The organism is Azospirillum sp. UFLA03-27 (genome assembly GCF_059803775.1).
Genome location: NZ_JAUQTX010000002.1, coordinates 45,912 through 70,629 on the forward strand (window position 1 = coordinate 45,912; position 24,718 = coordinate 70,629).

Below are 24,718 nucleotides of genomic sequence, written 5' to 3' on the forward strand. Positions count from 1 at the left end.
GGTCCGCGAAGCCGTCGCAGCACCACCGGGTCAGGGTTGGGAAATGTCGGGATAGGGCCGGAGCACGCATCGCTCACAGCCCCAGATAGGTGCGTTTCAATTCGGGGTCGCGTGCGATCTCGTCGGAGGGTCCGGAGAGCGCGAAGACTCCGTTTTCGAGGATGTAGGCGCGGCGGGCGACCTCCAGCGACTGGACGACGTTCTGCTCGACCAGCAGGATCGCCAGCCCGCCCGCGTTCAGCTGGCGGATCAGCCCGAACATCTCCTCCACCACCAGCGGCGACAGGCCGAGCGACGGTTCGTCGAGGATCAGCAGAAGCGGTTCGGCCATCATGCCACGCCCGATGGCGAGCATCTGCTGCTCGCCGCCCGACAGCGTGCCGGCGAGCTGGCCCTCGCGCTCCTTCAGGCGGGGGAAGGTGGTGAAGATGCGCTCCAGGTTCCGCGCCCGGTTCGGCTTGCCGCGCCGGTAGCTGCCCAGCTCCAGATTCTCGCGGATCGACAGGTTGGGGAAGATCTTGCGGCCTTCCGGCACCTGGATCAGCCCCTCCTCGACGATGCGCGCGGCGGAGCGGCCGTCGATACGGCTGCCGGTGAAGCGGATCTCGCCCGCCCAGGGCGGCAGCACGCCCGACAGCACCTTGTTGAGCGTCGTCTTGCCGACGCCGTTGGAGCCGAGGACCGTGACGATCTCACCGTCCTGCACCGCCATGTCGATGCCGCGCAGCACCTCGGTGGCGCCGTAGCCGGTCTTCAGTCCCTGGATGCTCAGAAGCGCCTCAGCCATGGGCCGCGCCCTCCGCCGCCAGACGGGCGGCGGCGCCGTGGCCGAGATAGGCCTCGATCACGCGGGGGTCGGCGCAGACGGCGGCGGGCTTGCCCTCGGCGATCATGCGGCCCTGCGCCAGCACATAGACGCGCTCGCACAGGTTCATCACCGCCTGCATGACGTGTTCGATCATCAGGATCGTCACCCCTTCGTCGCGGATGCCCCGGATCACCGGGATAATGTCGCGGATCTCCGACGGGTTCAGGCCGGCCAGCACCTCGTCCAGCAGCAGCAGCTTCGGCTCGGTGGCGAGCGCGCGGGCCAGCTCAAGCCGCTTGCGCCCGGCCACCGTCAGCCCGCCGGCCGGCCGGTCCAGCTCGGCCGCCAACCCGACCCGGCGGGCCACCTCGCGCGCCTTGGCGATGGCGTCGGCGCGCCTGGCGTGGCGCAGATAGGCGCCGACCGCGATGTTCTCGCACACCGTCAGCCCGGCGAAGGGCTGGACGATCTGGAAGGTGCGGCCGATGCCGCGTTCGGCGCGGCGGTGCGGCTCCTCGCCGGTGATGTCGGTGCCCTCGAACAGGATGCGCCCGTCGCTGGGTGCCACGAAGCCGGAAATCATCGAGAAGAGCGTGGTCTTGCCGGCGCCGTTCGGCCCGATCAGGCCCACGATGCCGCCCGGCTCCAGCGCAAGCGTCGCGCCGTCCACCGCCATCAGCCCGCCGAAGCGCTTGGACACGGATTCAACGGCCAGCATGGGACACCTCCTTGGCGCCGCGCGTCATCATCCCGCGGCCGCGGTCGCGCAGCCGCTCCAGCAGGCCCAGGATGCCGCCGCGGGCGAAGGCGACGGCCAGCACCAGAACGCTGCCGAAGACGATCAGGTCGATGCCGGGGATGCGGCCGGCGAACTGCTTGGCGAGTTCGCCCAGCCCGTGCAGGGTCAGCGCCCCGACCACCGGCCCGAAGACGGTGCCGACGCCGCCGATGATCGGGGCGAGCAGCAACTCCACCGAGATCCAGCTCCCGTAGGCGATGTGGGCGTCGATGTAGAGGAAATACTGGGCGTAGAGGCAGCCGGACAGCGCCGTCACCGCGCCCGACAGGGCGATGGCGCGCAGCTTCACCTTCAGGGAATCGACGCCCAGCGCCTTGGCCGCGTCCTCGTTCTCGCGCACCGCGACGAGCTGCGCCCCGAAGCGGGAGCGCTGAATCCACCGCGTCAGCAGCAGCACGCCGGTGACGAAGGCGAGGACCAGCCAGTAGAAGACGGCGCGGTCGGCGAATTGCAGGTTGGCGGGGTGGACGTCCAGCTTGATCAGCAGGCCGGCGGCGCCGCCGGTGACGGGCGTCGCGTTGGCGAGGATGCGGAACACCTCGGCGAAGGCCAGAGTCACCAGCGCGAAGTAGGAGCCGCGCAGGCCGGAGCGGAAGCTGAGGAAACCGATGGCCCAGGCGACCGCCGCCCCCGCCGCCGTCGCCAGCAGCAGCCCGGCCCAGGCGTTGATTCCATAGCGCAGTTGCAGGATCGCCGTCACATAGGCCCCGGTGCCGAAGAAGGCGGCGTGGCCGAAGCTGAATTGGCCGCCGAAGCCGCCCAGGATGTTCCAGCCCTGCGCGCCCAGCGCCACGATCAGCGTGAAGACGAGGAAGTTCATCACCGGGCTGGACGTCACCACCAGCGGCAGCAGCGCGGCGAGAACGGCCAGGACGGCGATTGGGATCAGGTCGCGCGCGGTCATGCCTTGGCTCCGAACAGGCCGGTCGGCCGCACCAGCAGCACGGCGATGAAGATCAGGAAGATGCCGATCTGCCCCAGGCTGTCGCCCAGCAACAGGCCGCACAGGCTCTCCACCACGCCGATGAACAGGCCGCCCACCAGCGCGCCGGGGAGCGATCCCATGCCGCCCAGCACCACGACTGTGAAGGCGACCAGCACAAAGGCGCTGCCGATGCGCGGGTTCACGTAGAAGGTCGGCATCAGCAGGCCGGCGGCCACGGCGAGGCAGGCGCAGCCCAGCCCGAAGGTGATGGCGTAGACGTGCGGCACGTCGATGCCGACCAGATTGGCGCCCAGCTTCTCCTTGGCGACGGCGCGAATCGCCTTGCCGGTGTCGGTGCGGTTCAGCACCAGCCAGAGCAGCCCGGTCACCACCACCGCCACCCCCAGCCCGATCACCCGCGGGTAGGAGAGCAGCAGCGGCCCCAGCGCGACCACCTGGAAGGAATAATCGGTGTCGAGCGTGCGGGTGTCCGACTGGAAGACCGCCAGCAGCACATTCTCCAGCACGATCGACAGGCCGAGCGTGACCAGCAGGATGTTGCCGTCGTCGCCGTGGCTGGCCGGCCCGATGACGAAGCGCTGCAGCCCGTAGCCCAGCACGAACATCAGCGGCACCAGCGGTACGATCACCAGATAGGGGTCGAGGCCGAGCCAAGCCCAGGCGACCCAGACCGCGAACATGGCGCAGGTCAGCAGAGCGCCATGGGCGAAGTTGATGATGTGGAGCACGCCGTAGATCAGCGTCAGGCCGAGGGCGATCAGCGCGTAGACCGCGCCGGTCATCAGCCCGTTCAGCGCCGCTTCCAGGATGATCTGAGGTGAATACATGGCAGCCCGCGCATGAGGGAAATGGTCCTCTCACCCGTCCGGGCGGCCGCTGCGCGGCGCCGCAGGACGGGCGGGAGGAAAGGCGGGAGGCGCGAAGGCGACGGGACGGATTACGCCGCCGGGAAGTTGACCTTCGCTTCCGCAACGGCTTCGGGGAAGATCACCTTGATGTCCTCGCCCTGGATCTGCGTGTTGATCGGGGTGGCGCCCTCGTTCTGGCCGTTCACGAACTTCGTCGCGCCGTAGGGCATGATGTGGCCGGAGAAGGTGGAGCTGTTCAGCGCCTCGATGATCGTCTTGCGGTCGGCGGAGCCGGCGCGCTCGATGGCGTCGGCCAGCAGCAGCAGGTTCGAATAGTTCAGCGGGACGTTGTAGGCGAAGGACTTGCCCTGCGCCTCCACCGCCTTGCGCAGCGCCAGCGCCTTCGGATTCTTCGGGTCGTGCCAGTGGTTGCAGTCGATGACGTTCTGGGCCGCCTGAGGGAATTCCTTGACGAAGCGCCCGTTCGACGCCGCCCCACCGAGAACCGCGTAGACGCCCTTCGGCTTGATGCGCTGCTGCTGCATGGTGCGGGCGAGCAGAACGAACTCGCCGTAGTAGTTGGACGGGATGACGAGGTCCGGATTCAGCGAGCGGATGCGCAGCGCCACGTTGGACATGTCGCGCGCCGGGGTCGGGTGGGCGATGGTCTCCAGGATTTCGAAGCCGCGCTTGGGCAACTCGGCCTGCAGCAGCTTGGCGAGGCCGGAGCCGAACAGGCCGTCCTCATGCACCAGCACGACGGTCTTCGCCGGCTTGCCGGCCAGCTCGTTGATCCTGGTGAGGTTGTCGAGCGCGACCTGGGTGACCTTGCCGAAGCCGGGGCTGAAGCGGAAGGTGTTGGTCAGGCCGCGCGCCATGATCTGGTCCGACACGCCGACATCGACCAGATAGGGCAGATCGTAGCGCGCCGCCGCCTGGGAGGCGGCAAGGCAGATCGGGCTGGCAAAGCCGCCGACGATGGCGCACACGCCCTCGGCCTGCATGCGCTCGACCTCCTGGGTGCCAGCCTCCGGCGTGGAGCGGGCGTCGCCGAAGACCATCTCGATCTTGGCCCCGCCCAGCGCTTTGATGCCGCCCGCGGCGTTGATCTCGTTGATCGCCATCTCGGCGCCGAGCCGGCCGAGGTCGCCGTCATGGGCGAGCGCGCCGGTCACCGGCTGGAGGATGCCGATCTTCACGGCCGGGGTCTGCGCCCGCAGAATCGACGGGGCGGCCACCGGCACCGTCGCGAAGGCGGCCGCCGCGGCGCCCGCCTTGAGCACCGTGCGGCGGGAGATGCCGGAGAGTGCGGAGTCCTGAACCGAACGTCCCATAACGCTCAACTCCTCTGCTTGATGGCCCGCGAGCCGCGGGTGGGCTTTTCGCCCGCTTTGTTCTTGTCGGTGTTGGCCTTATCGGCCTTTTTTACTGGGCACCCGCGGCCGCCCCAGGGCCGGGCTCCAGCGCCGTTCCCCGTCATCGCCGATGCGCACCAGATCCATGTGGAAGCTGTAGCGGTCGGGCCGGTACAGAGCGTGCAGATGCTCCACTCCACGGCCGGCCGGGTCGTGCACGATGCGCGTCAGCGTCAGCAGCGGCGAACCGATCTCCAGATCGAGCGCCGCCGCCGGCTCCGGCCCGGCCAGCGTGGCGTTGATCGCCTGGGTCGCCCGCTCGGTCTTCACGCCCGACCGTTCGATCAGCTCCAGCAGCGGGCGCGCCGCCAGTTCCGCCTCCGAATAGGTCAGGCCGAGCCATTCCGGCACATGGGTGGTCAGGTAGGAGAAGGGCTCCCCGTCGATCAGCCGAACGCGCACCGACCGCTGGACCCGCTCACCCGGCTTCAAGCCCAGGCTTTCGGCGATCGCTTCCGGCGGCGCGACGTACCCGAAGGAGAGCAGCTTCACGTCGGTGCTGCGTCCCATGTCGATCAGGTGCGACAACACGTTGGAGAGGTCGGCGACGATCGGACGGACGCTGCGGCTGTCATGGACGAAGGTGCCGGAGCCGGCCTTGCGCTGCACCAGCCCTTCCTTCTCCAGCAGGTCGAGCGCCCGGCGCACGGTCACCCGCGACACCGCGTGCTCGGCGGCCAGCGCCGGCTCCCCCGGCAGGCGCCCGCCCGGCGGCAGGTCGCCGGTGACGATGCGGTCGCGCAGCAGCAGATAGATCCTGCGCGCTTTCAGCGGTTCGACCGACGACTTCACAGTGCCCCGCCTCCCTCTCGCTGGAAACCGGTGTCTGTCTCTGCATAAGACAGGAACCTGTATGATCGATGATACAGCTTTGGTCAACAGCGATGTTGGGGACGCGAATGATCCAGGAGCGATCAATCGTGTCCCTGACGAGCCCCTGCGGGCACGCGCGCCGGCACGGGCTCGGTCCGCACCTCAGAAGTGACAGGGATGAGCGACGCCGCCGGTTGCGGCGGGCGGGCGCGGTGGGCGAGGATGGGCAAGCCGGATGCCCAAAAGAAAAAGGCGCCTCGGAAGGGAGGCGCCTTTTCGTCGTTCTCGGCGTTTGCCGTCAGGGCTGTTCCAGATTGATCCGGCTTGGCAGCGGATCGAGCTGGTCGCGGTACTTGGCGTCGGGGCGCGCGGCGTAGGGCTTGGAGGTCGGCGACATCAGCGTCTCGAAGCTGAGGGCGCAGATGCGCATGCCCGGCCGCAGCGCCAGCGGCAACCGTCCGCAATTGAAGAATTCCAGCGTGATGCGGCCATTCCAGCCTGGATCGATGGTGTGCGCGGTGGCGTGCACCATCAGGCCCAGACGGGCGAGGCTGCTGCGGCCGTCCAGACGGCCGGCGATGTCGTTGGGCAGGCCAATGCGCTGGACGGTGATGCCAAGCACCAGCTCGCCCGGATGGAGGAAGAACGGCTCGCCGACGGGAACCTCGACCCGGTCCATCAGCTTGTCGGGAACCTGGCTGGGATGACCCTCGGGCGGGGCGAGGTCGACGAAGGCCGCCTTGCCCGGCGGGAAGACCTGGAAGGCACTCCCGAGTTGCAGGTCGACCGACATGGCGCCGATCTGGCTCTCGGCCGGCAACGGGTCGATCTCGATGCGTCCTTCGGCGAGGTATCGGCGAATATCGACGTCTGACAGCTTCATTCTTTCCGACCCTCCTGTCGAAACCGCAAGCGGCGCGGCTCCGGTCGCTTTCCTGGCGCACTCTATAGCCGGATCGACGCCTCTCGACAACACAATCACCAGTCCCTTAGATGAGGCTCGTCAGCACAAGGGGTGATGGGAATGGCGGTATCCTCGATCGACGCGGCGGCAACGGACCCATCGGCAACAAACCACGAGGCCGAGTTGCGGCGTCTGTCCGTCATCCTGGGCGATGTCCCGCCCGCGGACGCCCGGCCGGACGCGGTTTCGCTGTTCCGGACTCGCGTCGCCGAACATGGGGAGCGGGTCCGACATCTGCGGGACTCCGTGTCGCCGCTGTTCGTCGAGAATGGTGACCTCAACGCCTATGCGTCCGCCGACGGGCCTCTGCCGACGTTGATCCTGGTCGGCGACAATCCGGGGCGCCGGGAGTATGAGCAGTCCGTCTATCTGTGCGTCCAGGGGCGCGCGGGGTCCATGGCGCACAGCTTCTTCGACGGCATCTTCGGCGCCGGGTCCTTTCGCAGCAAGGTGATGGTGCTGAACAAAAGCTCCTTCCACACGCCGCGCACGGTGGGGCTGACCGAGGCGATGCGCGACGATCCGGCGCTCGCCGAGGCCATCCGGCGCGACCAGGAGGAGAACGCCCGCCTGATCGCCGACTCGGTGGCCCTGCTCGGCGTGCCGGTCGTCACCATCGGCATGGAGAGCGGCGGGACATCCTTCCAGAGCTTCCGCAAGACGCTGGAGTCCCGTTACCGCGCCCACGGCAACCCGCCGGCGGTCTTCCAGGGGAAGCGCCTCGCCAGCCCCTTCCGCAAGGTGCCGCATTTCTCGCTGTCGAAGATCTTCTGCCGCAACGCCGACGCCGCCTGGAATGCCGGGCTGGACGGCTTCCTCACGCGCCACGCCGCGGTTCCGGGCCTGCGGACGGAGAACGGCAATGTCTCGTCCAAGCTGCTGCTCGGGCTCGGCGATGGCCCGCTGCTCGCCGATTACCTGGACAGCGTGATTCTCGGCAACGGCGGATAAACCGCCGCGGTCAGTGGCTCAGGGTCTGCCGAGCCTTGCGGCAGGCGTCCTCGCAGGCCCGGCAGGCCTCGGCGCAGATGCGGCAATGCTGGTGCATGCCGGCGTGCCGCTCGCACTCCTCGGCGCACAGGCGGCAGGCGGTGGCGCAGGCTTCGAGCATGGCGCGGATCACCACCTCGTTGGAGCCGCTGCGCCGGGTGGCGACGGAGCCGGCTGAAGTGCAGACGTCGGCGCAATCCATGTTCAGGCGGATGCACTGGACCAGTTCGGCCACCTGATCCTCGCCCAGGCAGGCGTCGGCGCAGGTGGTGCAGGTCTGCGCGCAGTCATAGCAGGCCTCGATGCAGCGGATGAGCGTGTCGTTGGTGTTTCCGCGGACCTGCGGGTGCGTGTTGATCATTTCGCGGGCGTGCATGGGCAGCCTCCGAAGGACAGGGATGAGGGGGTATGGGCATTGACGCCCTCCCCCGCCAACAGCGCCACGCCGCCATGGTTCGGAAAATCTCCGCCCTTTCTCTGGTCCCGCCCGCGCCCCCGGTTTACAAGCGACCGGTACGGCTTGAGAGGAAACACGGGTGTTCAACGAGACGGTCGGTCTGACGGCGCTGATCCTGACCGTCGCCACGCTGTACGCGGCGGTCGGGCAGGCCGGAGCCTCCGGCTATCTGGCGGTCATGGGCATCGTCGGGCTCGACCCGGCGACGATGAAACCGACGGCGCTCGCCCTCAACCTCTTGGTGGCGGCCATCGGCACCGTGCGCTTCGCCCGCGCCGGGCTGTTCACGTGGCGGGCCTTCTACCCATTCGGCGTTCTGGGGATGCCCTTCTCGTTCCTCGGTGGCACGATGCACCTGCCGCCCCATCTCTACTACCCGCTGGTCGGGGCGATCCTCCTTCTGGCGGCGCTGGAACTGGCGCGTTCCACCTGGGCGACCCGCGGAACGCCCGAACGGGCGGACACAACCGCACCACCCTTTCTCCCGGCGCTCGTCGCCGGGGCCGCGGTGGGCTTTCTGTCCGGGATGACCGGCACCGGCGGCGGCATCTTCCTGGCGCCGCTGATCCTGCTCATGGGCTGGGTCGAAACGAGACGCGCCGCCGCCGTCTCGGCCGCCTACAACCTGCTGAACTCGGCGGCGGCGCTGGCCGGCACCTGGACGGCCGCGACCACCCTGCCCGCGGCCTTGCCCTGGTGGCTGGCCGCCGCCGGCATGGGCGGGGCGGTCGGTGCCTGGCTGGGCAGCCGCCACCTGCCGACCGCGGCGCTGCGCTATCTGCTGGCGACGATCCTCGCTTTGTCCGGCCTCAAGATGCTCACGGCCTGACCCTCGACTCCCCCCACCCCCGCCGCTCCCAGACATGGGCGGGCAGACGGCTCATCAGTCCGATGGGCAGCAAAAACAGGGCGACGTTGGTCCAGCACAAGGCGCGGCGACCTTCTACCCGGCCCTGCGGCGCCTGCGCTGCCGCACGCTCCATCCAGCCGCCGCTCGCTTCGCGATAGTCCGGCATGGCCTCCAGAACGCCGCCGGAGGTGTCGTGGGCCGGGCGGTTGTCGAACATGTCGCGGTCCATCCGGTGGGCCAGCATGCGGTCCGCCAGCGCCGGCGCCACCACATGCGGCAGGGCGGCGGAGCGCCCCGCGGCGCCGACGAACAGCTCCGGCCGGGGATTCTCGGCCAGGCGCAGGATGGCCTCGGCCACCTCCTCCGGCGGGCGCAGCGGCGTCATCGCCTTGACGGCGCGGCCGGTGTAGTTCGCGCCATGTTGCCACAGCGGCGTGTCGATGGGGCCGGGCAGCACGGTGCAGACCTGGATGCCGGGATCCTCCACCAGCTCCTGCCGCAGCGTCTCGGAGAAACCGCGCACCGCAAATTTGCTGGCGGCGTAGGCGGCGGCGTAGCGCTGCCCGACGATCGAGGCCAGCGAGGCGACGTTGATGACCGTGCCCTCCCCCCGCTCCAGGAAATGCGGCAGCACGGCGCGGCAGCCGTTGGCGGTGCCGAAGAAGTTGGTGCGCATCACCTCCTCGAAGACGTCCTGCGGAGTCTCCTCGAAGCGCCCGAAGGCGATCACGCCCGCGTTGTTCACCCAGACGTCGATCCCGCCGAACACCTCGATGGCGCGCTCGGCCAACCGGTTCATCTGCTCCTGGTCGCGCACGTCGGTGGGCACGACCATTGCCCGCCCCCCGGCCTCGATGCAGTCCTCCGCGACCTCGTGCAGGGCGGCATGGCGCCGCGCCGCTAGGACCACCGCGGCGCCATGGCGCGCGAACTCCAGGGCGGTCGCCCGGCCGATCCCGCTGGACGCCCCGGTGATGACCACCACCTTGTCGAAATGCCGACCGGCCATAAGCGTTGCTCCCGCATTGTTCGTTCGAATCCATTTCCCTGGCTAACATCCCAGCCCGGCAAAGGTGCCCTGGGCTTCCGGACCGCCAAACCGTCCGGAACGCCAAATCTATGGGAACGGTGGAGACGGCGGCGCGAACCCGCTACAGTCGCGGCGTCCGGTGCCCATGCAGAAGAAGAGGTTAGTCCGTGGCGGCCAAGGAACTCGACGTGAAGGGGCTGCATTGCCCGCTGCCCATCCTGCGGACGCGCGCCCTGCTGGACAAAATGGCCGAGGGGGAGGAGGTGATCGTCTACGCCACCGACCCGGCGTCGATCATCGATTTCAAGCATTTCTGCAACACGACCGAAAACGTCCTGCTGGCGCACGAGACGCGCGGCGAGGTGTTCGTGTACCACATCCGCCGCGGCGCCACCGCCGCGTGATTCCCGTCATTGCCCCGGCCGTTATCCATTCCTGAAGGAGCCCGCCCCATGCCGACCCTGCGCCCCGCGGTTCCGCCCCCGCTGCGTCCCGGCGCGGTGGTCCATGGCCCTGGCTCCGCCGCCGTGGACGCGATGATCGACCGGTTCGTGATGGAATTGCAGCGGCGCGGCTTCCGCGTCGGCGGCGTGATCCAGCGCAACACCGGTGCCCCCGGCGACTGCGCCGACCTGATGGAGCTGGTGGACGTCGCCACCGGCAAGGCCTACGACATTTCCCAGCATCTCGGCCGCCAGTCGCAATCCTGCCGCGTCGACCCCCAGGGGGTGGCCGAGGCCAGCCAAGCGTTGCGCCGCGCCATCGCGGAGCGCGCCGACCTGCTGGTGGTCAACAAGTTCGCCGGACTGGAAGCGCATGGCGAAGGGCTGGCGGACGAGCTGCTGGCCGGCATCGCCGAAGGCATCCCGGTGCTGACCAGCGTCGGCAGCCGCTTCCTCAACGAGTGGCAGAGCTTCACCGGCGGCTTCACCGCGCTGATCTCGCCGGACGAGGACGCGCTGTGGCGCTGGTGGGGGGCGCACCGGCTCTACGACGACCTGCTGCACGGGGTGGAGGATGCGGAGGTCAGCACCATCACCATCGGCGCCAAATGGATCATGGTGGAGACGGACGGCGTCCGGGGACCCGGCATCGGGTTGGCCGCCCGCCCGCAGTCGGCGCCAGCGCCTGATCCGGCACGCTGGGCCGGAGTCTGCCTCGCCGAACTGGCCGCCTACGCCGCCCGCTCCTGGGACCCGCAGGAGGCCGCGGTCGGCATGGCCGCGCTGAACGCCCACTACAACCGTCCGGACCTGACCGGCTCCTCGGCCAACGGGCTGGACCTGTTCGCCGGGATGGAGGGGCGCGTCGTCGTCTTCGGGGCCTTCCCGCAGATTGCCCGTCGCCTGCCCAACGCCCATGTGGTCGAAATGAATCCCAGCGACGGGGAGTATCCGGAAGCCGCCGGGGAATGGCTGCTGCCGGGCGCGGAGGGGGCGGCGATCACCGCATCCACCCTGGCCAACCGCAGCCTGCCCCGCCTGCTGTCGGTGGCGCAGGGAACCCGCGTCGCCCTGGTCGGGCCGGGGACGCCGCTGACCCCGCGGCTGTTCCGCTACGGCATCGCCGCGCTGGCCGGCTTCGTGGTGGAGAACCGCAACGCCGTGGCCGAAGCGATCCTGGCCGGGGGCTCGTCCCAGAGCTTCCACCGCCATGGCCGCTTCGTCACGCTGCACAACGAACAGAACTGAGAGGGATCGGAATGGACGAGAAGACCCGCATCGAGCTGGAAGCCGCCGCGTTCCGCGGTCTGGTCGCGCATCTCCAGAAGCGCACCGACGTGCAGAACATCGACCTGATGAATCTGGCCGGCTTCTGCCGCAACTGCCTGTCCAAATGGTACGCCGCCGCCGCCAAGGAGCGGAACGTGCCGCTGACCGACGAGGAGGCCCGCATCGCCGTCTACGGCATGCCCTATTCGGAATGGAAGGCGAAGCACCAGAAGGAAGCTACCCCCGAGCAGCAGAAGACCTTCGAGGACACCAAGCCCCTGCACGCCGAGATCAGCGGCCACATGCCGAAGAAGTAACGGCTCTCCCCCCTCTCTCCCGGTCCCCCGGGAGAGAGGGAGCGTCCGGCGCTCAGGCGAACAGCCCGGTGAAGGGCAGGAACTCCACCATGTCCCCCTCGCGGATCGTCGTGGCGTCCGCCGGCATGTCCACCAGCCCATCCGCCTCGACCATCGAGGTCAGGACGCCGGAGCTGTCACTGGGAAACTTGTGGGCGACCGGGCGGCCATCCGCTCCGGTCGCCAGACGGGCGCGCAGGAACTCGCGACGACCCGGCTTCTTCTTGAAGTCGAAGCCGGCGACGACGAGGCACCGCGGGGCCGGCGCGTTTTTCGCCCCCGACAGGCGCAGCACCAGCGGACGCCCCACCAGCATGAAGGTCACCATCGCCGAGACCGGGTTGCCCGGCAATCCAAGGAAGGGCGTGGTCCCGATGCGCCCGAGCGCCAGCGGCTTGCCCGGCTTCAGCGCGAGCTTCCACAAATCGACAGAGCCAAGCTCGCCGACCACCGCCTTTACATGATCCTCCTCCCCCACCGACGCGCCGCCGGAGGTGACGACGAGATCGGCGGTCGCCGCGGCGTCGGCCAGGGCGGCGCGGGTCACGTCCGGCTTGTCGGGCAGGATGCCGAGGTCGCGCACATCCGCCCCCAGCGCGTCGAGCTGGGCGGCCAGCGTGTAGCGGTTGGCGTCGTAGATGGTGCCTTCCGGCTTGTCCGTCCCCGGCTCGCGCAGCTCGTCGCCGGTTGAGAACAGGACGACGCGCAGACGCTTGCGCACCGACAGGCTCGACCGCCCGACCGCGGCGGCCAGCCCGACCTCCTGGGCGCGCAGCCGCAGGCCGGGAGTCAGCACGACCGACCCAGCCGTCATATCCTCCCCGGCGTCGCGGATGTTGGCGCCGCGCTTGAGGGTGGCGGGCACCAGCACCGCACCGTCTTCGGCCCGGCAGTCCTCCTGCATGGCCACGGTGTCCACCCCCGCCGGAATCGGCGCGCCGGTGAAGATGCGCACCGCCTCGCCCGGCCCGACCGTACCGGGGAAGACGGAGCCCGCGGGCACGCGCCCCACCACGGTCAGCCGCCGGAATTCGCCTGTCTCGGCACCGTCCGCCGTGCCGAATCCCCAGCCGTCCATCGCCGAGACGGCGACCGGCGGCACGTTCACCGTCGCCGTCACCGGTTCCGCCAGGATGCGGCCGAGCGCGGCGCGCACCAGCACCTCCTCGGGCTCCGTCACCGCACCGTAGGTCCGCTGCACGCGGGCCAGCGCCTCGTCCAGCGGGATGGGGGCAACGGGGCCGGGGCCGGCGAAGCAGTCCATGCGACAATCCTTCTCCCTTGGGGGGCCGCCCTCGCGGGGCGGCACCGCGTCATATCATCCCGGATAGTCCGGTGCGCGGTCATGTTCCACCTTGATCATCGTCAAGACGCGGCGCGGCGCAAGCGTCCGTTCGTGGACGCACCATCGCGGTGGAGCGCGAGAGCAGGGATTCGCGCGAAGATTGTTGGATGCACGAATCAAATTTCGCAGCGCTGTGTTTTCCGTCTTGCGCATTTGGATCGATCCAAATAGGCTCCTCACAACATCCGGCGCCGGAGGCATCGCCACGGCTCGCCGGACGACGAGAGGCCGACAACGAGAATCCCGCACAAGGGACCGTTCACCGGACGCGCGCAGCGCCCGGTCCGGATGCGGAGGGAAAGCCCGTGAACTACACCTTCGATTTCAAGGCGGTCGTCGATTCCTGGGATTATCTGCTCCAGGGCGCGTGGCTGACCGTGCAGTTGTCGATCGGCGCCATGATTCTCGGCCTGATCGTCGCCATTCTCTGCGCGCTCGGCAAGACGTCCGGGCCGAAGCCCATCCGCTGGATCATCAACGCCTACATCGAGGTGGTGCGCAACACGCCCTTCCTGGTGCAGATCTTCCTGATCTTCTTCGGCCTGCCGACCATGGGCATCCGCCTGTCGCCCGACCTCGCCGCGCTGATCGCCATGGTGGTCAATGTCGGCGCCTACGCGACGGAGATCATCCGGGCCGGCATCGAATCGATCCAAAAGGGCCAGATCGAAGCCGGGCTGGCGCTGGGGCTGAAGCCGCTGCAGGTCTTCCGCTACATCGTCATCAAGCCGGCGCTGCGCACCGTCTACCCCGCGCTGACCAGCCAGTTCATCCTGCTGATGCTCAGCTCCAGCGTGGTTTCGGCGATCTCGGCGGACGAACTGACCTCGGTCGCCAACAACATCCAGTCGCAGACCTTCCGCAGCTTCGAAATCTACATCGTTGTGACCGGCATCTATCTGGTGCTGGCGATGATGTTCTCCGCGCTGTTCGCCGGCATCTACAAGCTGGCCTTCGCCTACGACACCGACCGGCGCTGAGGGAGGGCCGAACCATGATCCGCGCCTTCGGTTACAACGAGTTCCTCTTCCTCCTCAGCGCCGTGCAATGGACGCTGGCGCTGTCGGCCATCGCCTTCGTCGGTGGGGCCACGGTCGGGTTGGTCATCGCGCTGGCCCGCACCTCGGACATCAAGGCGGTGCGGCTGGCAGCCACCGGCTACATCCAGCTGTTCCAGGGCACGCCGCTGCTGATGCAGCTCTTCCTGGTCTTCTTCGGCGCCACGGTGATGGGGCTCGACCTCAACCCCTGGGCGGCCGCCGCGCTGGGCCTGACGCTGAATGCCAGCGCTTTCCTCGGCGAGATCTGGCGGGGCTGCATCCAGGCGGTGCCGCGCGGCCAGTGGGAGGCCGCCTCGGCGCTCGGCCTGCGCTATCCCGGGCTGATGCGCTACGTGATCCTGCCGCAGGCGGTGAAGGTCGCGGTACCGCCGACCGTGGGCTTCCTGGTGCAGCTCATCAAGAGCACGTCGCTGGCCGCCATCATCGGCTTCACCGAGCTGACCCGCGCCGGGCAGATCGTCAACAACGCCACCTTCCAGCCCTTCCTGGTGTTCGGGATCGTGGCGGTGCTCTACTTCCTGATGTGCTGGCCGCTGTCGCTGCTCAGCGCCCGTCTGGAGCGGCGCTACGCCCTCGCCACCCGCTGACCCTGTTTTCATAAGAACCGTGAGGAAACCCCAATGACCCTGTCGATCACCCGCCGCCTCGCCGTCGCCGGCGCCATGATGGCTGCTGCCGTCGCCCTGGCCGCTCCGGCCGCCGCCCAGACCGTCGACGAGATCAAGTCGAAGGGCAAGCTGACCATCGGCATGCTGGTGGACTTCCCGCCCTTCGGCATCACCACCGCCGACGGCAAGCCGGACGGCTACGACGCCGACGTTGCCAAGCTGCTGGGCAAGCACATGGGCGTCCCGGTGGAGATCGTTCCGGTCACCGGCCCGAACCGCATCCCCTACCTGCTGACCAACAAGGTCGATCTGCTGGTCGCCTCGCTGGGCATCACCCCGGCCCGCGCCGAGCAGGTGCAGTTCTCCGAGCCCTACGCCGCCATCGAGATCGGTCTGGTCGCCCCGGCCAACACCAAGATCAAGGAGGCCGCGGAGCTGTCCGGCAAGCGCGTCGGCGTCGCCCGCGCCAGCACCCAGGACAACGCCCTGACCGCCGTCGCCCCGAAGGACGCGCGCATCATGCGCTTCGACGATGACGCCAGCGCCGTTCAGGCCATGCTGTCCGGTCAGGTGGACGCGCTGGGCCTCAGCAACGTGGTCACCAAGGAGATCAAGAAGCTGGCCCCGCAGGCCAACTACGAGATGAAGTTCGTGCTGAACCGTCAGGTCCAGGGCATCGCCATGCGCAAGGGCCAGGATGCCCTGCTGAAGTGGGTCAACGAGTTCATCGAGACCGCGAAGGCAAACGGCGAGCTGAACGAGGTCCACAAGAAGTGGCTGGGCACCGACCTGCCCCCGCTGACCAAGTCGTAACGTCCCACATTCCCTCTCCCCTCTCCCCGGAGGGGAGAGGGTTTGGAAAAAGGAGGAGTCCCCCATGGCCTCGGCTTACGATACGACGGACGTCCCCGCGCCGCGGCCGGTCAGCGGCGAGGTCGTCATCCGGATGGCCGGCGTCCAGAAATGGTACGACAGCTTCCATGTGCTGAAGGACATCGAGCTGGAGGTCCACAAAGGGGAGCGGATCGTCATCTGCGGCCCCTCGGGCTCCGGCAAGTCCACGCTGATCCGCTGCATCAACCAGCTCGAGAAGCATCAGAAGGGCACGATCACCGTCAACGGCGTCACGATCGACGCTCACCACCGCCACCTCGATCAGGTGCGGCGCGACGTCGGGATGGTGTTCCAGCAGTTCAACCTGTTCCCGCACCTGACTGTGGTCGAGAACTGCATGCTGGCGCCCATGCGGGTGCGCGGCACCTCCAAGCAGGAGGCGCGCGACATCGCCATGAAATATCTGGCCCGCGTGCGCATCCCGGAGCAGGCGGACAAATATCCCGGCCAGCTCTCCGGCGGGCAGCAGCAGCGCGTCGCCATCGCCCGCTCGCTGTGCATGAACCCCAAGGTCATGCTGTTCGACGAGCCGACCTCCGCGCTGGATCCCGAGATGGTCAAGGAGGTTCTCGACACCATGATCGGTTTGGCCGAGGACGGCATGACCATGCTCTGCGTCACGCACGAGATGGGCTTCGCCAAGTCGGTCGCCGACCGCGTCATCTTCATGGACCGCGGCGAGATCGTCGAGCAGGCCACCCCCGCCGAGTTCTTCACGAATCCGAGGTCCGAGCGGACCCGCAACTTCCTCGGCCAGATCCTCACCCACTGAGTCTTCCCCATTAAGGACAGCGTTTGATGAAGCCGGAGATCATCCTCATCGAATCCATGATGCCGGACATCGAGGCGGCGCTGGACGCGGGCTACACCGTCCACCGCCTCGCCGGCGCGCCCGACCGCGACCGGCTGGTCGCGGAGGTGGGGCCGCGCGTCCGCGCCGTCGTCACCGGCGGCGGCACGGGCGTCAGCAACGCGATCATGGACGCCTGCTCCAACCTGGGGATCGTCGCGATCAACGGCGTCGGCACCGACGCGGTGGATCTGAAGCACGCGGCTGGCCGTGGCGTCCGCGTCACCAACACGCCCGACGTGCTGACCGACGACGTGGCCGACCTCGCCATCGGGCTGATGATCGCAGGGTCGCGCCGCATGATGGTCGGCGACCGCTTCGTGCGCGCCGGGCGCTGGCCGGGCGGCGGCCTGCCGCTGGCCCGCAAGGTGACCGGCAAGTGGCTTGGCATCCTGGGGCTGGGCCGCATCGGGATGGCCATCGCCCAGCGCGCCGCCGGATTCGGCATGGACATCGCCTACACCAACCGCAAGCCGCGCACCGACGTGCCCTACCGCTTCGTCGCCTCGCCGGTCGATCTGGCGCGGGAGTGCGACATCCTGATCGTCGCCGCCTCGGCCGGCCCGGACGCCCGCAACATGGTCAACCGCGCGGTGATCGAGGCGCTGGGGCCGGACGGGCTTCTGGTCAACGTCGCCCGCGGCGCCGTGGTCGACGAACCGGAGCTGGTCGCCGCCCTGACCGACGGGCGTCTCGGCGGGGCCGCCCTGGACGTCTTCGCCAACGAGCCGCACGCGCCCGAGGCCCTGTTCGGCCTGGACAACGTCGTGCTCCAGCCGCACCAGGCGAGCGCCACGGTGGAAACGCGCATGGCGATGGGCAATCTGGTGCTGGCGAACCTGTCCGCCTTCTTCGCCGGCCAGCCGCTGCCGACCGCCGTCGTCTGAATGGCGGCGTGAATGACCATCCTTGACGAGCGCGGCGGACCGGCCCGCATCACCCTGACGGAGGTGGCCCACCACGCCGGGGTGTCGCGGTCCACCGTCTCGCTCGTCCTGCGCGGCAGCCCGCTGGTCGCCGCCGAGACGCGGGAACGCGTGCAGGCCGCCATCGCGGCCTTGGGCTACGTCTACAACCGCGGCGCCGCGACTCTGCGCGCCGCCCGCACCGACACGGTCGGGCTGCTCGTCTGCGAGATCAACAACTCCTTCTATGGCGAGCTGACCGCCGGGGTGGATGACGTCCTGGGTGAGCAGGGGGTCGTCGCCTTCCTCGCCAACACCGCGGAATCGGGGGAGCGGCAGGACCGCTACCTCCAGCGCATGCGCGAGCAGAATGTGGACGGGGTGATCATCTGCCCCGCCGCTGGCACGTCGCCGGCGCTGCTGGACCGGCTGCGCCAGTGGCAGCTTCCGGTCGTCCAGGCGCTGCGCTTCATCTCCGCCCGCGAAGGCGATTACGCCGGGGTCGATTACGAGTTCGGGATGGAGATGGTGACCGAGCATCTGCTGCGGATCGGCCATCGCCGCATCGCCTTCGTCGGCGGCAACCTGTCCCACTCCGCCTTCGCCGGGCGCCGTGTCGGCTTCGCCGCGGCGCTGCGCCGCCATGGCCTGACCCCGGACCTCGTCGTGCGCTGCCCGGCCACCCGCCGCGGCGGGTTGGACGCGGTGGGGCCGCTGATGGATCTTGCCGATCCCCCCACCGCGATGCTGTGCTACAACGACCTCGTCGCGTTCGGCGTGATGCTGGGGCTGGAGGCCCGTGGTCTGCGGGCAGGACGGGACATCGCCGTGACCGGTTTCGACGACCTGACCGAAGCGGCGATCAGCCGCCCCGCCCTGACCACTGTCGCGACCTCCGCCCGCCAGATCGGGCAGGAGGCCGCCCGCCTGCTGCTGCGCCGCATCGCCGACCCGCAGGGGGCGCCGGAGCGCGTGATCCTGCCCGCCCGGCTGGTCATCCGCGAGTCCTGCGGCGCCATGAGAGTCCAACCCGACAAGCACCAATAACCGAAGAAAAGCGAAGGCCCGAAGACGATGTCCGAAGAGATCAACGAGTCCGCATTCCGCGATTCCGTCGATGCCCTGATCCAGGCGCGCAAGAGCCGCGACTGGCTGTCCGCCCTGCCGACCCGCCCGACCAGCGAGGTCGAGGCCTACGCCATCCAGGACGCCGTGGCCCGCCGCCTCGGCCCAGTAGTCGCCTGGAAGGTCGGCGCCCGCACGCCGGACACGGAGCCGTTCCGCGCCCCCATCCACGCCGACACGCTGTTCTTCGACACCACGACGCTTCCCGCCGCGGACTATCAGGTCATCGGCATGGAGGCCGAGATCGCCTACACATTCGCCAAGGACCTGCCGCCCCGCGCCGAGCCCTACAGCCGCGAGGAGGTCCTGGACGCCGTCGGGTCCGTCCACCCGGCCTTCGAGATCGTTGACACGCGTTTCGCCGGTTTCGGCTCGCAGGACGGGCTCAGCCACATGGCCGACCAGTTCAACCACGGCGCTCTGGTCGTCGGCCCGGCCATCGCCGACTGGCGTTCGCTGGAGCCGCTGAAGGAACGGGTGACCCTGGTGGTCGACGGCGAGACGAAGGCCGACACGGTCGCCGGCAATTCGGCGGGCGAGCCGGTGCGGCTTCTGGTGTGGATGGCCAACACCGGCGCGGTCAGCCTGGGCGGCCTGAAGGCCGGCGACGTGGTGACCACCGGCTCGCACGTCGGCACCGTCATGGTCCCGGCGGGCAGCACGTCGGTCGCCGTGTACGGGACGATGGGCACCTACGAGCTGACCGTGAAGTGATCGGACTGCCCTGGCGCCCACCAGGGCAGCTTTTACAACCCTCTCCCCTCTGGGGAGAGGGTGGCCCGGAGGGCCGGTGAGGGGGTTGCGCATGGCGGTACCGTCCGGCACAAGCGCAACCCCCTCACCCTAACCCTCTCCCCGGAGGGGAGAGGGAAACATTCACCCGAACACCGACGCCCCGGCCTCGGCGCTGCCGACCGCCCGGCGGAACACGCCGAACAGCTCCCGCCCGCAGCCGACCCCGCCATCCGCCGGCGCATCCGCCAGCGGGCGGGCGGACCACGCCGCGTCGTCCACCAGCACCTCCAGCGTGCCGCGCTCGGTGTCCAGCCGCAGCATGTCGCCATCCCGCACCCGCCCCAGCGGACCGCCAGCCGCGGCCTCCGGCGTGACGTGGATCGCCGCCGGGACCTTGCCCGAGGCACCGGACATCCGCCCGTCCGTGACCAGCGCCACCCGGTAGCCGAGATCCTGAAGCACGCCCAGCGGCGGCGTCAGCTTGTGCAGTTCCGGCATGCCGTTGGCCTTCGGACCCTGGAAGCGCACCACCACGACCACGTCGCGGTGCAACTCACCACGGCGGAAGGCGGTCTGCACCGACTCCTGGTCGGCGAAGACGCGGGCCGGCGCCTCGATCACGCGATGGTCCGGCTTCACGGCGGAGACCTTCACCACCGCGCGGCCCAGCGGCCCGCTCAGCACGCGCAGCCCGCCCTCCGCCGCCAGGGGCGACGACACCGGAGCCAGCACAGCGGGGTCGGCGCTCTCCCGGACCGCCGCGCCGCGCACCAGTTCACTCCCCTCCAGCCGCAGCGGGCGGCGGTAGGCGGCGATGCTGTCGTCCTCCCACACGGTGGCGGCGTCGCCGTGCAGAAGCCCGGCGTCGGCCAGTTCCCCGATCAGGAAGGCCATGCCGCCCGCCGCCTCGAAATGGTTCACGTCGGCGCTGCCGTTCGGGTAGACGCGGGCGAGCAGCGGCACCACCGCCGACAGCTCGGCGAAATCCTCCCAGGTCAGGGCAATCCCCGCCGCCGCCGCGATCGCCGGCAGATGCAGCGTGTGGTTGGTCGAGCCGCCGGTCGCCAGCAGCCCGACCACCGCGTTGACGATGGCGCGCTCGTCGACGATCTCGCCGATGGGCGTGCGCAGGGCGACCACCCGCCGCGCCGCCGCGTCGGTCAGCGCGTCGCGCAGCGCCGTGCCGGGGTTGGCAAAGCTCGCCCCCGGCAGGTGCAGCCCCATCATCTCGACCAGCATCTGGTTCGAATTGGCGGTGCCGTAGAAGGTGCAGGTACCCGGCGCGTGATAGGACGCGGCCTCCGCCTCCAGCAGCGCGTCCTTGTCCAGCTTGCCTTCCGCGTAGAGCTGGCGGATGCGCCCCTTCTCCTTGTTGGGCAGGCCGGAGGGCATGGGTCCGGCGGGCACGAAGACGGTGGGCAGATGGCCGAAGGACAGCGCGCCGATCAGCAGACCCGGAACGATCTTGTCGCAGACGCCGAGGCACAGCACCCCGTCGAAGGTGCCGTGCGACAGGGCGACCGCCGTCCCCATGGCGATGACCTCGCGCGAGAAAAGCGACAATTCCATCCCCGGCTCACCCTGGGTGACGCCGTCGCACATGGCCGGCACGCCGCCCGCCACCTGCGCCACCCCGCCCGCCGCCCGCACCGCCGCCTTGAGACGCTCCGGGTAGTCCTCGTAGGGCTGATGGGCGGACAGCATGTCGTTGTAGGAGGTGACGATGCCAATGGCCGGGGTGGAGCCGCCGCGCAGCGCCGCCTTGTCCTCCGCCGCGGTGCAGCCGGCGAAGCCGTGCGCCCGGTTGGCGCAGCCCAGCGCCAAGCGGCGCGGCCCCTGCGCCGCGGCGGCGCGCAGCCGCTCCAGATAGGCGGCGCGGGTGGGCTGGCTTCGCTCTCGGATGCGGCGGGTGACGGCGTCGAGGACGGGATGAAGACTCATCATGGCGCGGTCCTTCCAGACGGCGGATTGTTCAGGCGGCGGAAGCGATCTGGGAGGACACGCGGGCGGCGATCTCCGCCGGGCTGGCGTCGATGTCGCAGACGATGCCAAGCTCTCCGGCCTCCAGCGGCTCCAGAGCGGCGAACTGGCTGTCGAGCAGGGTGGTCGGCATGAAATGGCCGGCGCGCAGCGCCATGCGGGCGTGGATGGTGTCCCGGCTGCCGTCGAGATGAACGAACAGGACGCGCGTCCCGCCGGCGCTCAGCCGGTCGCGGTAGCGCCGCTTCAGCGCGGAGCAGGACACGACGATCGGCGCCTTCGCCTCCCGCGCCAGGGCAATGTGGGCGGCAATGGTGTCCAGCCAGCCCCAGCGGTCCTCGTCCTGGAGCGGGATGCCGGCGGACATCTTCGCGATGTTCTCCGGCGGGTGGAAGCCGTCTCCCTCCAGGAACTGCCAGCCGAGCCGCCGGGCCAATTCCTCCCCCACCGAGGTCTTGCCGCAGCCCGCCACGCCCATCACCACGATCGCGTCCACGGCCCCGCTTATGTTAGCGGTAACATCGGGAGACGGAAGAGCGCTCATGCTGGTCGGTCCTCGAAACAAAATGGCTGGGGAGAGATGCGTATGTTACCGCTAACAAACGAGGCTTGTAAAGCCCAATCCGGCGCGGGATAATGGCCGCCGGACAACTGGAACGCTGATGACCGCCACCCCCCGCAAACCCCGATCCTCGCGCAGCGGGCGCGCCACCATGGCCGACGTCGCCACCGCCGCCGGGGTCAGCGCCATGACCGTGTCCCGCGCCCTGCGCCGGCCCGACACGGTCAGCGAGGAGGTGCGCGCCCGCGTCGACGAGGCGAGCCGCCGCCTGGGCTTCGTGCCCAACCACGTGGCGTCGGCGCTGGCCTCGGCGCGAACGATGACGGTGGCGGTGCTGATCCCCTCCCTGACCAACGCCGTCTTCATCGACCTGCTGGCCGGCGTGCAGGAGACGCTGAGCCCGAAAGGCTACCAGCCGCTGGTCGGCATCACCGGCTACGGCCCGGAGGCGGAGGAGCGCGTCCTGCGCACGCAGCTCGCCCACGATCCGGACGGAGTGATCCTGAGCGGGCTCGACCACACGCCGGGCACCTGGGATTTGCTGCGCGGCCTCACGATCCCGGTCGTCCACACCATGGATCTGGCCGCGGAGGTTGAACACAGCGATTGCCCGGTGCAGACGGTCGGCTTCTCGCAGTTCGACGCCGGCTACGCCGTCGGCGCGCATTTGGCCGCGCGGGGGCGGCGGCGGATCGGGTTGATCGCCGGGCAGCTCGACCCGCGGACGCGCCAGCGCTGCGACGGCTGGCGGCAAGCGCTGCGCGACGCCGGACGGCACGACCCCGCCTTGGAGCTGATGGTGCCGGACGCCACCTCCGTCGCGCTGGGCGCGGAGCTGCTGGAACGCACGCTGGCCACCCACCCGGACACCGACGCGTTGTTCCTGTGCAACGACGATCTGGCGCAGGGCGCGCTGTTCCAATGCGCGCGGCTCGGCATTCCGGTGCCGGAGCGGCTGGCCGTCGCCGGCTTCAACGATCTGGCTGGGGCGGCCTGGACCGTCCCGCCGCTGACCACCGTCGCCACCCCCCGCCGCGCCATCGGCGTGGAGGCGGCCCGCCTGCTGATCGCGGGCATGGCGGACCGGACACCGAAAAGCCGGGAAAATCCGCGCCGCGTGGATCTGGGCTTTCGCCTGATGGTGCGCGAGACCACTTGAGAGACCGAAACCGACCCCCGCGCCGCGGGGTTTCGTCAAAGAGAATGTACGGGAGTTCGTCGTAATGGTGCAGGGCAACTCGACCAGGACCGGAGCGGATATCGCTGTCCTCGGCCTGGGCGTGATGGGGCGCAACCTCGCCGCCAATCTGGCCGACCATGGGGCCGTGGTGGCGGGCTACGACCTGGACGAGGGACGCCGCGGCGCCTTCGCCGCCCAGGTGGGCAACGCCGTCCCCTGCGCGTCGGTGGAGGAACTGTTGGGCGCGCTCAAGGCGCCGCGGACGATCCTGATGATGGTGCCCGCCGGCGTCCCGGTGGACGAGCTGACGGCCGCCCTGCTGCCCCGCCTGTCGCCGGGCGATGTGCTGATCGACGGCGGCAACTCCCATTTCCGCGACACCAACCGCCGCGCGGCACTCGCCGCCGCCGCGGGCGTGCGCTTCGTCGGGTTGGGCGTGTCGGGCGGCGAGGAAGGCGCGCGGCGCGGTCCCGCCCTGATGGCCGGCGGCGACGCCGAAGCGCTGGCCCCCGTTGCCCCGCTGCTGGCCGCCATCGCCGCCCGCGCGCCGGACGGCGAGTCCTGCTTCGCCCGCGTCGGGCCGGAGGGGGCGGGCCATTTCGTCAAGATGATCCACAACGGGATCGAATACGCCGACATGCAGCTGATCGCCGAGGCGTATCATCTTCTGCGCGAGATCGGCGGCTGCTCCTACGAGCGTCTGGCGGACATCTTCGCGGAATGGAACGGCGGGGAGCTGGCCTCCTACCTGATGGAGATCACCACCGACATCCTGCGCACCAAGGACGGCGAGACCGGCGCTCCGATCCTTGAGGTGATCCGCGACGCCGCCGGCCAGAAGGGCACCGGCCACTGGGCGGCGACCACCGCGCTGGAACTGGGCATGCCCGCCCCGACCATCGCCGAGGCCGTGCACGCCCGCTGCCTGTCCGCCCTGAAGGACGAGCGCGTGCGCGCCGCCGAGGCGCTGGCCATCCCGCACGTTCCCTCCACGGAGGATCTGGTCGCGTCGGTCGGCGACGCCCTGCTCAGCGGGCGGATCGCGGTCTACGCCCAGGGCTTCGCGGTCATCGCCGCGGGCAGCCGGCAATTCGGCTGGGACGTCGATCTGGCGGCGGTGGCGCGCATCTGGCGCGGCGGCTGCATCATCCGCGCCCGTCTGCTCGACCGCATCCTGACCGCGCTGAACCGCGCGCCGGAACTGCCGAACCTGATGCTGGACCCCGACATCGCCGGCCTGATGACCCGTGGCGACGCCGGCTTCCGCCGCGTGGTGGCCGCCGCAACGCTGGCCGCGGTGCCGGTGCCGGCGATGGCCTCGGCCCTGTCCTACTGGGACGGCTACCGCAGCGGCCGGCTGTGGGCCAACATGATCCAGGCCCAGCGCGACTATTTCGGCGCCCACGGCTATGAACGCACGGACCGTCCGGGCATGGTGCACACGGCTGTCTCTTATACACATCTCCGAGCCCACGAGACTATAAC

26 protein-coding genes are annotated in these 24,718 nt (G+C 69.6%); 14 read left to right on the forward strand and 12 right to left on the reverse strand.

Translation table 11 applies throughout. The features are described from left to right. Positions 1–73: 73 nt before the first annotated feature. From Q4I23_RS00665 to dcd, 7 genes are all read right to left on the reverse strand, one after another. Positions 74–787 carry an ABC transporter ATP-binding protein gene (locus Q4I23_RS00665; protein WP_498524988.1) on the reverse strand — a complete coding sequence of 238 codons (714 nt, stop codon included), beginning with the start codon at positions 785–787 and terminating at the stop codon, positions 74–76. Continuing rightward, on the reverse strand, positions 780–1,526 hold the full coding sequence (locus Q4I23_RS00670; RefSeq protein WP_498524989.1) for an ABC transporter ATP-binding protein: 747 nt from the start codon (positions 1,524–1,526) through the stop codon (positions 780–782). Before Q4I23_RS00670 ends, Q4I23_RS00665 begins: the two co-directional genes overlap by 8 nt. After that, entirely contained in the window at positions 1,513–2,511 is a 999-nt protein-coding gene (locus tag Q4I23_RS00675; RefSeq protein WP_498524990.1) for a branched-chain amino acid ABC transporter permease, read from the reverse strand. Before Q4I23_RS00675 ends, Q4I23_RS00670 begins: the two co-directional genes overlap by 14 nt. After that, positions 2,508–3,380: a branched-chain amino acid ABC transporter permease gene (locus Q4I23_RS00680; RefSeq protein WP_498524991.1), complete on the reverse strand. Its 873-nt coding sequence runs from the start codon at positions 3,378–3,380 to the stop codon at positions 2,508–2,510. The genes Q4I23_RS00675 and Q4I23_RS00680 overlap by 4 nt, the downstream gene beginning before the upstream one ends. Positions 3,381–3,490: 110 nt before the next feature. Continuing rightward, on the reverse strand, positions 3,491–4,735 hold the full coding sequence (locus Q4I23_RS00685) for an ABC transporter substrate-binding protein (RefSeq protein ID WP_498524992.1): 1,245 nt from the start codon (positions 4,733–4,735) through the stop codon (positions 3,491–3,493). Positions 4,736–4,813: 78 nt separating this feature from the next. Next, entirely contained in the window at positions 4,814–5,608 is a 795-nt protein-coding gene (locus tag Q4I23_RS00690) for a GntR family transcriptional regulator (RefSeq protein WP_498524993.1), read from the reverse strand. A gap of 319 nt (positions 5,609–5,927) precedes the next feature. Continuing rightward, on the reverse strand, positions 5,928–6,512 hold the full coding sequence (gene dcd, locus Q4I23_RS00695) for a dCTP deaminase (protein WP_040134349.1): 585 nt from the start codon (positions 6,510–6,512) through the stop codon (positions 5,928–5,930). A gap of 141 nt (positions 6,513–6,653) precedes the next feature. Here dcd and Q4I23_RS00700 point away from each other — a divergent pair, with 141 nt between their 5' ends. Further along, positions 6,654–7,544 (forward strand): hypothetical protein, encoded by an 891-nt coding sequence (locus tag Q4I23_RS00700; protein ID WP_498524994.1) that lies wholly within the window; start codon positions 6,654–6,656, stop codon positions 7,542–7,544. Between the two features lie 10 nt (positions 7,545–7,554). Here the strand turns inward: Q4I23_RS00700 and Q4I23_RS00705 are convergent, their stop codons facing one another. Further along, on the reverse strand, positions 7,555–7,959 hold the full coding sequence (locus Q4I23_RS00705; protein WP_498524995.1) for a four-helix bundle copper-binding protein: 405 nt from the start codon (positions 7,957–7,959) through the stop codon (positions 7,555–7,557). A 160-nt stretch (positions 7,960–8,119) separates the two neighbouring features. Between Q4I23_RS00705 and Q4I23_RS00710 the strand changes: the two genes are divergently transcribed. Continuing rightward, positions 8,120–8,869, forward strand: a complete 750-nt coding sequence (locus Q4I23_RS00710) for a sulfite exporter TauE/SafE family protein (protein ID WP_498524996.1) — start codon at positions 8,120–8,122, stop codon at positions 8,867–8,869. Here Q4I23_RS00710 and Q4I23_RS00715 read toward each other — a convergent pair. After that, positions 8,859–9,899, reverse strand: coding sequence for an SDR family oxidoreductase (locus Q4I23_RS00715; RefSeq protein WP_454017814.1), 1,041 nt, complete (start codon positions 9,897–9,899; stop codon positions 8,859–8,861). The two genes, Q4I23_RS00710 and Q4I23_RS00715, sit on opposite strands and share 11 nt — an antisense overlap. Positions 9,900–10,087: 188 nt before the next feature. Between Q4I23_RS00715 and Q4I23_RS00720 the strand changes: the two genes are divergently transcribed. Genes Q4I23_RS00720 through Q4I23_RS00730 form a run of 3 tightly spaced genes read left to right on the forward strand, consistent with a single transcriptional unit; the run spans position 10,088 to position 11,949 of the window. Further along, positions 10,088–10,324, forward strand: a complete 237-nt coding sequence (locus Q4I23_RS00720; RefSeq protein WP_454017813.1) for a sulfurtransferase TusA family protein — start codon at positions 10,088–10,090, stop codon at positions 10,322–10,324. Positions 10,325–10,372: 48 nt separating this feature from the next. Beyond that, positions 10,373–11,611 (forward strand): DUF2478 domain-containing protein, encoded by a 1,239-nt coding sequence (locus Q4I23_RS00725; RefSeq protein WP_498524997.1) that lies wholly within the window; start codon positions 10,373–10,375, stop codon positions 11,609–11,611. Between the two features lie 11 nt (positions 11,612–11,622). Further along, positions 11,623–11,949, forward strand: a complete 327-nt coding sequence (locus Q4I23_RS00730) for a DUF1244 domain-containing protein (protein ID WP_454017811.1) — start codon at positions 11,623–11,625, stop codon at positions 11,947–11,949. Between the two features lie 52 nt (positions 11,950–12,001). Here the strand turns inward: Q4I23_RS00730 and Q4I23_RS00735 are convergent, their stop codons facing one another. Further along, entirely contained in the window at positions 12,002–13,252 is a 1,251-nt protein-coding gene (locus Q4I23_RS00735; protein ID WP_498524998.1) for a molybdopterin molybdotransferase MoeA, read from the reverse strand. 386 nt (positions 13,253–13,638) lie between these two features. On the opposite strand from Q4I23_RS00735, the gene Q4I23_RS00740 reads away from it, so the two are divergent. The 7 genes from Q4I23_RS00740 to Q4I23_RS00770 all read left to right on the forward strand — a co-directional run bounded on the left by Q4I23_RS00740 (position 13,639) and on the right by Q4I23_RS00770 (position 19,490). Next, positions 13,639–14,313 (forward strand): amino acid ABC transporter permease, encoded by a 675-nt coding sequence (locus Q4I23_RS00740; RefSeq protein ID WP_454017809.1) that lies wholly within the window; start codon positions 13,639–13,641, stop codon positions 14,311–14,313. A gap of 14 nt (positions 14,314–14,327) precedes the next feature. Beyond that, positions 14,328–14,981 carry an amino acid ABC transporter permease gene (locus Q4I23_RS00745; protein WP_454017808.1) on the forward strand — a complete coding sequence of 218 codons (654 nt, stop codon included), beginning with the start codon at positions 14,328–14,330 and terminating at the stop codon, positions 14,979–14,981. Positions 14,982–15,014: 33 nt separating this feature from the next. Continuing rightward, positions 15,015–15,815: a transporter substrate-binding domain-containing protein gene (locus Q4I23_RS00750; RefSeq protein WP_109070440.1), complete on the forward strand. Its 801-nt coding sequence runs from the start codon at positions 15,015–15,017 to the stop codon at positions 15,813–15,815. Between the two features lie 64 nt (positions 15,816–15,879). Further along, complete coding sequence (locus Q4I23_RS00755; RefSeq protein WP_059399204.1) at positions 15,880–16,668, forward strand: amino acid ABC transporter ATP-binding protein; 789 nt, start codon at positions 15,880–15,882, stop codon at positions 16,666–16,668. A 26-nt stretch (positions 16,669–16,694) separates the two neighbouring features. After that, positions 16,695–17,633: a 2-hydroxyacid dehydrogenase gene (locus Q4I23_RS00760; protein ID WP_498524999.1), complete on the forward strand. Its 939-nt coding sequence runs from the start codon at positions 16,695–16,697 to the stop codon at positions 17,631–17,633. Between the two features lie 12 nt (positions 17,634–17,645). Next, positions 17,646–18,698: a LacI family DNA-binding transcriptional regulator gene (locus Q4I23_RS00765; protein WP_498525000.1), complete on the forward strand. Its 1,053-nt coding sequence runs from the start codon at positions 17,646–17,648 to the stop codon at positions 18,696–18,698. Between the two features lie 27 nt (positions 18,699–18,725). Next, positions 18,726–19,490, forward strand: coding sequence for a 2-keto-4-pentenoate hydratase (locus Q4I23_RS00770; protein ID WP_498525001.1), 765 nt, complete (start codon positions 18,726–18,728; stop codon positions 19,488–19,490). Positions 19,491–19,652: 162 nt separating this feature from the next. Here the strand turns inward: Q4I23_RS00770 and edd are convergent, their stop codons facing one another. Both edd and Q4I23_RS00780 read right to left on the reverse strand, forming a co-directional pair. After that, on the reverse strand, positions 19,653–21,452 hold the full coding sequence (gene edd / locus Q4I23_RS00775; RefSeq protein WP_498525004.1) for a phosphogluconate dehydratase: 1,800 nt from the start codon (positions 21,450–21,452) through the stop codon (positions 19,653–19,655). A 31-nt stretch (positions 21,453–21,483) separates the two neighbouring features. Beyond that, positions 21,484–21,987: a gluconokinase gene (locus Q4I23_RS00780; protein WP_454017804.1), complete on the reverse strand. Its 504-nt coding sequence runs from the start codon at positions 21,985–21,987 to the stop codon at positions 21,484–21,486. A gap of 166 nt (positions 21,988–22,153) precedes the next feature. On the opposite strand from Q4I23_RS00780, the gene gntR reads away from it, so the two are divergent. Next, entirely contained in the window at positions 22,154–23,212 is a 1,059-nt protein-coding gene (gntR, locus tag Q4I23_RS00785) for an HTH-type transcriptional regulator GntR (RefSeq protein WP_498525002.1), read from the forward strand. Between the two features lie 64 nt (positions 23,213–23,276). Beyond that, a partial coding sequence (gnd, locus tag Q4I23_RS00790; RefSeq protein ID WP_498525003.1) for an NADP-dependent phosphogluconate dehydrogenase occupies positions 23,277–24,718 on the forward strand: 1,442 nt, incomplete at its 3' end.

Excerpts from the sequence above, each read along its gene's own strand:
- Q4I23_RS00685 (WP_498524992.1), bottom strand. The coding sequence starts at position 4,735 with ATGGGACGTTCGGTTCAGGACTCCGCACTCTCCGGCATCTCCCGCCGC.
- Q4I23_RS00680 (WP_498524991.1), bottom strand. The coding sequence starts at position 3,380 with ATGTATTCACCTCAGATCATCCTGGAAGCGGCGCTGAACGGGCTGATG.
- Q4I23_RS00745 (WP_454017808.1), top strand. The coding sequence starts at position 14,328 with ATGATCCGCGCCTTCGGTTACAACGAGTTCCTCTTCCTCCTCAGCGCC.
- Q4I23_RS00725 (WP_498524997.1), top strand. The coding sequence starts at position 10,373 with ATGCCGACCCTGCGCCCCGCGGTTCCGCCCCCGCTGCGTCCCGGCGCG.
- Q4I23_RS00770 (WP_498525001.1), top strand. The coding sequence starts at position 18,726 with ATGTCCGAAGAGATCAACGAGTCCGCATTCCGCGATTCCGTCGATGCC.
- Q4I23_RS00665 (WP_498524988.1), bottom strand. The coding sequence starts at position 787 with ATGGCTGAGGCGCTTCTGAGCATCCAGGGACTGAAGACCGGCTACGGC.
- Q4I23_RS00735 (WP_498524998.1), bottom strand. The coding sequence starts at position 13,252 with ATGGACTGCTTCGCCGGCCCCGGCCCCGTTGCCCCCATCCCGCTGGAC.
- Q4I23_RS00675 (WP_498524990.1), bottom strand. The coding sequence starts at position 2,511 with ATGACCGCGCGCGACCTGATCCCAATCGCCGTCCTGGCCGTTCTCGCC.
- edd (WP_498525004.1), bottom strand. The coding sequence starts at position 21,452 with ATGAGTCTTCATCCCGTCCTCGACGCCGTCACCCGCCGCATCCGAGAG.
- Q4I23_RS00715 (WP_454017814.1), bottom strand. The coding sequence starts at position 9,899 with ATGGCCGGTCGGCATTTCGACAAGGTGGTGGTCATCACCGGGGCGTCC.
- Q4I23_RS00700 (WP_498524994.1), top strand. The coding sequence starts at position 6,654 with ATGGCGGTATCCTCGATCGACGCGGCGGCAACGGACCCATCGGCAACA.
- dcd (WP_040134349.1), bottom strand. The coding sequence starts at position 6,512 with ATGAAGCTGTCAGACGTCGATATTCGCCGATACCTCGCCGAAGGACGC.
- Q4I23_RS00755 (WP_059399204.1), top strand. The coding sequence starts at position 15,880 with ATGGCCTCGGCTTACGATACGACGGACGTCCCCGCGCCGCGGCCGGTC.
- Q4I23_RS00760 (WP_498524999.1), top strand. The coding sequence starts at position 16,695 with ATGAAGCCGGAGATCATCCTCATCGAATCCATGATGCCGGACATCGAG.
- Q4I23_RS00730 (WP_454017811.1), top strand. The coding sequence starts at position 11,623 with ATGGACGAGAAGACCCGCATCGAGCTGGAAGCCGCCGCGTTCCGCGGT.
- Q4I23_RS00670 (WP_498524989.1), bottom strand. The coding sequence starts at position 1,526 with ATGCTGGCCGTTGAATCCGTGTCCAAGCGCTTCGGCGGGCTGATGGCG.
- Q4I23_RS00765 (WP_498525000.1), top strand. The coding sequence starts at position 17,646 with ATGACCATCCTTGACGAGCGCGGCGGACCGGCCCGCATCACCCTGACG.
- gntR (WP_498525002.1), top strand. The coding sequence starts at position 22,154 with ATGACCGCCACCCCCCGCAAACCCCGATCCTCGCGCAGCGGGCGCGCC.
- Q4I23_RS00750 (WP_109070440.1), top strand. The coding sequence starts at position 15,015 with ATGACCCTGTCGATCACCCGCCGCCTCGCCGTCGCCGGCGCCATGATG.
- Q4I23_RS00705 (WP_498524995.1), bottom strand. The coding sequence starts at position 7,959 with ATGCACGCCCGCGAAATGATCAACACGCACCCGCAGGTCCGCGGAAAC.